The sequence below is a fragment of the Lysobacter brunescens genome, assembly GCF_042677005.1.
GTDB lineage: Bacteria > Pseudomonadota > Gammaproteobacteria > Xanthomonadales > Xanthomonadaceae > Lysobacter_I > Lysobacter_I brunescens.
Genome location: NZ_JBHTIF010000015.1, coordinates 1 through 1,611 on the forward strand (window position 1 = coordinate 1; position 1,611 = coordinate 1,611).

1 protein-coding gene is annotated in these 1,611 nt (G+C 68.3%); it reads left to right on the top strand.

The genetic code is table 11. The annotated features are described in order from the left end of the window. A partial coding sequence (locus ACFQ0E_RS19125; protein WP_386826619.1) for an AMP-binding protein occupies positions 1 to 1,611 on the top strand: 1,611 nt, incomplete at both ends.

A 1,611-nucleotide genomic window follows, 5' to 3' on the forward strand; every position in this document is an offset into this window, starting at 1 on the left:
GCGAGGGCGAACGCGAGTGGCTGCTGGCCCGGGCCGGTGGCGGCGGATGGCCCGGTTCGACCGAGGACGATCGGCTGTACGTGCTCGATGAACGTCTGCAGCTGTCGCCGCTCGGCGTCGAAGGCGAGCTGTACATCGGCGGTCCGCGTGTCGAGCGTGCCGCCCGCTCGGGCGCGTACGAGGCGATCGTCCTGTCCACGCTGGACGGGGGATGCGCGGTGCTGCGCACCGGTCGGCGCGTACGTTACGACCATGCGGGACGACTCGTGCCTGCGCGGGATGGATCCGTGCGGTACTGGCGATCGAGGCTTGCAGGATTGCCGTTGCGCCATGGCTTGCCGTCCATCGAGACTTCGGCAGTTGCGAGCGAGGCCTTCGCCACGCTCCCCGTGCGTTGCTCGTCGTCGGACGTCGCCAACCTGAAGGCTCTGGCTGCGCGGCACGGCATGACCTTGCCGATGCTGCTGCATGGCGGCTTCGCGATCCTGCTCTCGCGCTACGGCTGCGAGCGCGACGTGGTCGTCGGTGCCTTCGCCGACATGCGTTGTCCGGCAGAGCTGCATGCACTGTGCGCGTCTGCGCATATTCCCAGCGTGCTGCGCATCGATTGCGAGGCCACGCAATCGATCGGCGATTTCCTGCGGCAGGTCCGCGATGCGATTTCCGGTGCGCAGATCCATCGCGACATGCCGCTGGATCAGCTGGCCGGCTTGCTGGATCCACCGCGAAGCCCGAACACGGCTTCGCTGTTCCAGCTGGCGTTCTCCGTCGGAACGGAAGACTGGCCCGCGCCAGGCGCCATGGCGGGTGTGGAGCTCGGGCTTCAGGCGCGCTGCCTGGCCGACGACGTGCATCTGCGCCTGGCCTTCCGCGAGACATGCTTTGCGCAGGGACTCATCGCCAGGATGGCGGACGACCTCGGTTCGATTCTCGTGCAGCTTGGCCGAGATGCATGCGCGTCACTGGCGGGGATCGAATTGACGTGTCATGCCCCCGATACGATGGCGCAGATCGAACAGGTCAGCGTGGCCGATCCGCAGTCCATTGCCGAGGACGCCTGCCTGCACGAGCTGTTCGAACAGCAGGCGGCACGCACCCCGGATCGGATCGCGCTGCGCCATGGCCAAGCCGTTCTCACCTATGCGCAGCTCGACGCCCGCGCCAACCGCATCGCCGCCGCCCTCCGTGCGCGTGGTGCCAGGCCGGGCACCCTCGTCGGCGTCTGCCTGCCGCGCGGCATCGATCTGGTCGTCGCCATCCTCGCCATCCTCAAGAGCGGTGCGGCCTATGTCCCGATGGATCCAGACTACCCGGTCGAACGCCTGCGCTACATCGCCACCGATGCCGCCCTCGACTGCGTGCTCGGCGCCCCGGCGACCCGCCACTGCGTCGATGGACTGCCGCTCGAACTGATCGATGTCACCGACCTCGCACGGTTCGAGGCCCAGCCCGACAGCGGTGTCGCGGTCGCGATGGACAACGCCGCGCTGGCCTACCTGATCTACACCTCGGGTACCACCGGCCAGCCCAAGGGCGTGATGATCGAGCACCGCAACGCGGTCGCGTTCCTGGCCTGGGCCCATCGCGTCTACACGCGGGAGCACCTGGCGG